General features: G+C 44.6%; 4 protein-coding genes and 2 tRNA genes. 2 read left to right on the forward strand and 4 right to left on the reverse strand.

Annotated elements, in window-relative coordinates:
* Window positions 1–146 precede the first annotated feature (146 nt).
* Window positions 147–231: transfer RNA gene (locus tag TW84_RS21650), tRNA-Leu, on the forward strand.
* Between the two features lie 13 nt (window positions 232–244).
* Window positions 245–321 (forward strand) — tRNA-Met (locus TW84_RS21655).
* Window positions 322–553: 232 nt separating this feature from the next.
* On the opposite strand, the gene TW84_RS21660 is transcribed toward TW84_RS21655, so the two are convergent.
* The 4 genes from TW84_RS21660 to flgK form a co-directional block, all read right to left on the reverse strand.
* On the reverse strand, window positions 554–1,687 hold the full coding sequence (locus tag TW84_RS21660) for a flagellin (protein WP_045977692.1): 1,134 nt from the start codon (window positions 1,685–1,687) through the stop codon (window positions 554–556).
* Window positions 1,688–2,184: 497 nt separating this feature from the next.
* Window positions 2,185–3,324 (reverse strand): flagellin, encoded by a 1,140-nt coding sequence (locus tag TW84_RS21665; RefSeq protein WP_045977693.1) that lies wholly within the window; start codon window positions 3,322–3,324, stop codon window positions 2,185–2,187.
* Window positions 3,325–3,686: 362 nt separating this feature from the next.
* The gene (gene flgL, locus TW84_RS21670) at window positions 3,687–4,880 is read right to left on the reverse strand and encodes a flagellar hook-associated protein FlgL (protein ID WP_045977694.1); all 1,194 of its coding nucleotides are present in this window, start codon (window positions 4,878–4,880) and stop codon (window positions 3,687–3,689) included.
* An 11-nt stretch (window positions 4,881–4,891) separates the two neighbouring features.
* On the reverse strand, window positions 4,892–6,766 hold the full coding sequence (gene flgK, locus TW84_RS21675; protein WP_045977695.1) for a flagellar hook-associated protein FlgK: 1,875 nt from the start codon (window positions 6,764–6,766) through the stop codon (window positions 4,892–4,894).
* Window positions 6,767–6,859 lie beyond the last annotated feature (93 nt).

Genomic DNA, 6,859 nt, shown 5'->3' on the forward strand with positions numbered 1-6,859 from the left:
TCTAAGTAGACCTGCCATTATTTATAGGTTCAGTGGATAACATCTTTTGATGCCTCGTCTATTGTCCCTGGTTCGGCTCTAAGTAGCCTGCCATATTCAACGTTGTTAAGGCTTTACCAATTGTCTTGATAACTACAGATTAAGTTGCGGAAGTGGCGGAATTGGTAGACGCACCAGATTTAGGTTCTGGCGCCGCAAGGTGTGAGAGTTCAAGTCTCTCCTTCCGCACCATACTTAATCCATCGGCTACGTAGCTCAGCTGGTTAGAGCACATCACTCATAATGATGGGGTCACAGGTTCGAATCCCGTCGTAGCCACCATTTATTTCGATTGCTAGCTCAGGCTAACAGCCCAGCATACACAAGTTTTAAAAGTTAAAGTCCCTCTTCGTGTACTAGGCTCATATTAAAATCAGAATTATCATACCCAGTTTTATGCTGGGTTTTCTTTTTTTGGCGCTCCCTTTTTGCTTTCCTCACAACATAAAAAATCCAGCCGAAGCTGGATTTTAGTTAAAGTCATGACTGTCTAATATGCTGAGAAACTACTTTCTTAGCCTAGAAGCCCCAACGCTGAGTTGGGCGCCTGCTTTGCTTGAGCAAGAACGGAGCTAGACGCTTGAGACAAGATCTGAGCTTTTGTTAATGCTGTCGTTTCTTTGGCAAAATCAGTATCTTTGATGCGGCTCTTAGATGCATTTACGTTTTCGTTAATGTTATCTAAGTTATTGATTGCATGGCTAAATCGATTCTGGAAAGCACCAAGTTCCGCACGGTGGCTATCAACGAATTTCAAGGCTGAATCAACAATCGCAACCGCTTCTTGAGAGCCAGCAACCGAAGTAACATCGATGGTGTCCACCGTTACCGCTTGGGCTGGTCCCATACTCAATTCACCGGCTAGTGCACCACCAAATGTCACATCACTGGCAACACGGTTGTTATCAGTAAAGATTTGCAAATTACCGTCGTCGCCAACAGAAGCTTTGACCATATCAGTCTGACCATTGATGTACGTAGCCAGCTCCTCTATATCATCACCTTCTTTCGCCGTAATTGTGATGTTCTGCTGTTCACCAAACACATCTGTGAGAGCGAGAGTGAGATCATTGGAACCCGCTTGCACCTCCCAATCTTTGTCTTTGGCATTGGCTGCAGCATAGCTGTTACCACCCATCATGGTGTTGTCGCTGCGCAAGTTGTTTAGTGTCAGCATGACTGCTTCACCATTGTCTGCGCCAATCTGGAATGATTTGGTTGAGAATGTACCGTTCAGTAATTTATTGCCACCAAATGAGGTAGTTTCAGCAATACGGTTCAGTTCATCGTTCAGTGCCGTGATCTCTTCCTGAATCGCAACACGTTCAGACTTAGAGTTTGAGCCGTTTGAAGATTGTAGTGATAGATCACGCATACGTTGCAAAATATTAGTCGTTTCATTCATAGCGCCCTCAGCAGTTTGCGCTATTGAAATACCATCATTTGCGTTACGTACAGCAACGTCTAGACCTCGGCTTTGTACATTCAAACGGTTAGAGATCTGCAAGCCTGCTGCATCATCTTTAGCACTATTGATTTTAAAACCAGAGGATAAACGTTCCATCGAGGATTGCTGTGCATTAGATGCGCTATTGAGGTAGCGCTGCGCAGTCATTGCCGCAACATTCGTGTTTACATTAACCGCCATAGTGGTTACTCCTATTGATTTTCCGTAGATCGGAAGTTTCGAAAGGTTTCCGACGTCTCGGTAAACCAAGTTCTCTCAAAGTAACCTTATTAACGACGATAAAATGATTATCTTTAGAGCAATTTTTAAAATTCCTACGAAAACTAGGGAGAAGAGCAAAAATGTTGACCTCATCTTCAGATATGAAATCTATTGCTAAAGTTTTTGTCGAGACAGCCGGGTAGATACTAAAAGGTAGGGAGTTAACTTGAGAAGGTTGATGTAAAGTGCCGCTTCGACGGGCAAAAGAAAAGCCCCTTTTCCTTTGAGAGAACCGGGGCTAGTGTGGTAGCCATTGTGGAGATCGAGAGAAATGATCACAGCCTGGCTGCCGTGTGCATAAGTCACTCAGTGATAAAAGCGGATGTGAGAGAGCTCTTAAAACCTAATCACTTATGCTTGCCGAAACATCTTCACTAACCCCACGTCTAGGTTAATGCTAGTGAAGATATTTACTACTACTGCAATAAAGACATTGCAGAGTTTGGCAACTGTTTTGCTTGGGCTAGAATAGAAGTACCAGCCTGTTGCAGAATTTGTGCTTTCGTCATCGCAGTCGTTTCTTTCGCGAAGTCCGTATCTCGGATTCGACTGTTCGATGCTTCTACGTTTTCTTGGATGTTCGCCAAGTTGTTAATACTGTGGCTTAATCGGTTTTGTTTCGCGCCTAAATCAGCACGTTGTGAATCAACGTATCGCAGAGCAGCATCAACAATACCAACCGCATTTTGTGCACCACCAACGGTGTTTACATCAATGTTTTGAACGGTTGTATTCAGGCCTGGGCCACCATTTAAGCCCAGCTCTGTAGCAAGACCACCGGATATATTCAGGTTACCCTCCAGATTCGGCTCTGCGGCAAAAATCTGCAGTTTACCTTCTTCATCAACAGACGCTTTCAATTTATCTGTCTGGCCATTGATATACGTCGCTAGCTCTTCTATATCATCGCCATCTTTCGCAATGATATCTAACGTCATGGCTTCACCGTCTTTCGTCGTGAACTCAAACTTGAGGTCCTTTGCCGTAGGCGGAACACCCCAGTCTTTGTTCTTTGGCTGTTCAGCAACAAAAGACTGACCACCCATACGGAAATCATCCGCACGAATGCTGGTGAGGCCCATGATAATAGCTTCACCTGAACTGGCACCTATCTGGAACGACGCTTCACCAAACGAACCGTTGAGCAGTTTACGACCACCAAACGAAGTCGTCTCAGCAATACGGTTCAGTTCATCTTGTAGCGCCTCGACTTCTTCATTAAGAGCCTGACGCTCTGACGCAGAGTTTGTCCCATTTGCTGACTGCAACGATAAATCACGTATACGCTGTAGGATTAACGTAGATTCGTTCATTGCACCTTCAGCGGTCTGAGCAATAGAGATACCATCGTTAGCATTTCGCATGGCAACATCCAGACCACGTGATTGTGCTGTTAAGCGATTTGAGATCTGAAGACCCGCAGCATCATCTTTTGCACTATTGATTTTCTGACCTGAAGATAACCTTTCCATCGAGGTGTTGAGATCACCTGTGGCCTTATTCAGGTAACGTTGGGCAGTCATTGCCGAAACGTTAGTATTTACAGTAATGGTCATAGTTTGCTCTCCTAATGAGTTCGCAAGTGCTTTGCGAAGCGGCCAGCTTAATCTCAGTTGGAAGCACTGACCGTAAATGACTTGCTAAGCAGAAAGTGCCTGCTTAAAACCTGTTCGTTAAACTCTTGGTTTTATCGATACAAGTAGTGTGCCAACTTTATAGAACAAATAATAAATTAATTTTATTCATTATTTTCATGTAGTTAATGAGCCCCTTACGTTTATAGGTATGTGCTCATTTTATCACCACACTCTGGCGGCAATGACCTTGCCGCCTATTTGCCACTTGGTTGCCACCAGGTTTCTGGCCAACCAGCTATGTCTGACTTCGCACATACGGCTTAGCACGTATGGCATTGAAGTTAGATATAGTTAAACAGTGTTAAATCTTTCGTTTTGCCAAATGCTTGTTGAGAAGCTTGGAGCGCTCGCGAGTTTTCATTGAACTCTATAATCGCATCGGCATAGTCAAGGTCTTCAAAGTTACTCTTGGATTTCGCCAAGGTCATTTTGAAGTCGTCATGTTGTTCTTCTTGGATATCCAGTGTACTCAGGCGAGCACCGACATCTGTTCTTGCCTTATTCAGGTGAATAAATGCCGCATGGAATTCTTGAGTAATCTGATGAAGCTCTGCAGTGTTCGATGTATCAGATACTGAACCTTCTGCTAACTTCATCGCTTGCTTAAACGTATCGAAGATACTGTACGTTTTTCGCGGCTCTAAGGTAATCGCATCCCCTTTGGTGATCTGGCCCTTAACCTGAATCGTGACGTCTTCAAATTTAATCCCAATTGCAGGGTCAAAATTATCTGCTTTCACGACCGCTCCATCGCGCTCAAGCTGATAGCCATAATTACCATCGGGCATATCAACAAACGTTACCTTGTAAGTCGATAGATCATCGGGGTTAGTATTGATCGCGCGCTCGAGCAATAGCTCAGAAACACCTTTGAGGTCATATTGAGGCTCAAAGTCTCCATAAGGGTTGTCGATTTCCATAAACAGCTTGCTGCCCGGATCATTGATGGGCATTTCCAAACTATTAGAGATCTTCATCTTACGCTGATAGTCATCTCCGGCGTAAACCACATCACCATCTTTATCTCGGAAAAACGGCTGGTTTTTCGGCTTGGTTCCCGCAAAGATATAGTTGCCTGACTCATCCTGAACATTGGACAGATTGAGAAAGTTATTGGCAATTTCTAGCAATTCGCGACGTTTAGCGATTCGGTCTTCAGGTGATAAGGAACCGTTGATCATTTCCATGACCGTACGCTTGGCTTCATCGGCATACTGTTCCGCATTGGAGATAATCACTTCATGATGCTCTAGACGATTGCGACTGAGTACAATGGCATCGGTAAACTGGCGTAATTGTTCTTTCTGTTGACCAATATTTTGGATGTAATGTGTTGCTAAAGGATCATCACTGGCCCGCATTAGCTTCTTACCAGAAGCTAGCTGTGCCTGATTGTGATGGACTTTGGCTTCTTGGCGGCGTAAATCATTCTGTACTGATTGATAGTTGTGGAAGCTGGAAATACGATTCATCATTTATCTGCCCCCTATCTCAACGCCAATATAGTATTAAAGGTATCATTCGCCGCTTGCATAATCCGTGATGATGCCATGTATGCTTGCTGGAATTTCATCATGTTGGCGGCTTCTTCGTCGAGGTTAACCCCAGATATAGAAGCGACCCTCTCTTGCGCTGCTTCTTTTTCCAAACGCGATACGTCGGTTAAGCGAGACGCTGTAGACATTTGCAGACCTACGTCAGTATTCAGGTTGTGGTAGATATCCAATATCGTTGACTCACCATCATTGAGGTGCTTGTTGGTTTGGATATTCTGCATCTTCAGTAAGTTGCCATTGTCGCCTTCAGATGGGACAAGATTTGCCGTGAACTTGTCATTCGCAATAGCACCGGCAGATAACTCAAACGTGGTACCTTGCACGGTCACAGGCCCTGTAGGTGGGTAAGCCTGAGGTTGAAGTAGAATCTTACCTTTTGTGTCTGTGACGGCAAACTGCTTGCCATCTGGTGAAATAATCACCTCAAATTCGCGTAAGTCACCCGCTGTATCAATAGAAAAGGTGGCGCTTCCCTGAGCAAACGTTGTCGATGCTTCGTAACTCTGTGCAGCAATAGCTGATGGGTCATTGGTTGCCATCTTCATTTGCGCAGCCCCATTGCGGGTCGGTCTGATCAATACTCGCTCACCCGCCTGTAGACCGTTGTTGATGTCAATGCGAATACCATCGAGCGATATTGAGTTTCCGACTACAGGAACAATCGACATATCACCATTTGGACGCGTTATGTAGTAATCACCACCATTAAATTGAAGTGAATACTGGCCACCCACCAATTTATTGGTGTCTTCTATGTATACTTCCAGATCAGCAGTAGAGTTAGAAGAGGTGATAACACGAGACTTAGCCACCACTTCAGAGTTTACGTCGGTAAAAACTAACCCACCGATGTTACCTCTGAGATCTAAACCTTGAGATTGAAGTACGTTCACATCATAAGAAAAAGCGGTCGCCATCCTACCTAATTCATCCATCAGATAAGGGATCTTCTCATCACGCATCGTCAGCATAGCACCGAGTTTGCCATCAATATCTTTCGTGGTGATGGCTTTAATGCCTTTGCCTTCTATCATTGCTAAACGACGCTGATGAACATCAGGATAGCCATCAATCATTTTCAACTGGCTAGCCTCAGTGCCTGAGACTAGGGTGTGTCCATTACCAATATGAACGTTAAAACCTTCTGCGTTTTTACGCGGTGTTACCGTCACCTTAGTGTATTCGGACAGCTCTGTTATTAGCTTTTCATGCTGATCCATTAAGTCATTATGCGGACCAGGAGTACGCATCATCAAGCGATGTAAGTCTCTGATTTCCAGAGCGAGCTGGTTGACTCGTTCAATCCCGAGATCAAGTTTTTTGTTCGTAACATCTGACTGCCGACGTATCGTTTCGTGAAAGTCATTGAGGTTTTGGGTGATCAAATCCGCTTTTTCCAGCACCACTTTTCGTGCCCCAACGTCATTAGGACTATCAGCCAATGACTTGACTGCATCAAACCATTCATTGAGGTTTTCAGGGATTTTTTTCGAAGCGACCGATGACAGCATGTTGGATAACATTTCTAGATTAGCCTCATCATCGACCTTGTGCGCGTAATTCGTCGTTGAGATGTTCATCTCGTTGACGGCAAATTGATCCCAAGAGCGGCGAACTTTTTCCACATGCACGCCCATACCATAGGTCTCCCCACCATATTGGCGTGGCATATTCGCACCTTGGATCACCGACTGACGGCTATAACCCTCTGTATTGACATTAGAGATGTTATGACCCGTGGTGTTAAGTTGTCTCTGAGCCGTCAGTACGCTTTGCGAACCAAGATTCAGAAGATCAGACGCCATATAGCCCCCAGGAAACCTAATAAAATCAGTAGAACTGAATAACTTAGTTAACTAAAAGCAATATGTGTGCCAAATGCGGGATGCGGGATGCGG

The sequence above is a fragment of the Vibrio neptunius genome (assembly GCF_000967495.1).
GTDB classification, from domain to species: domain Bacteria; phylum Pseudomonadota; class Gammaproteobacteria; order Enterobacterales; family Vibrionaceae; genus Vibrio; species Vibrio neptunius.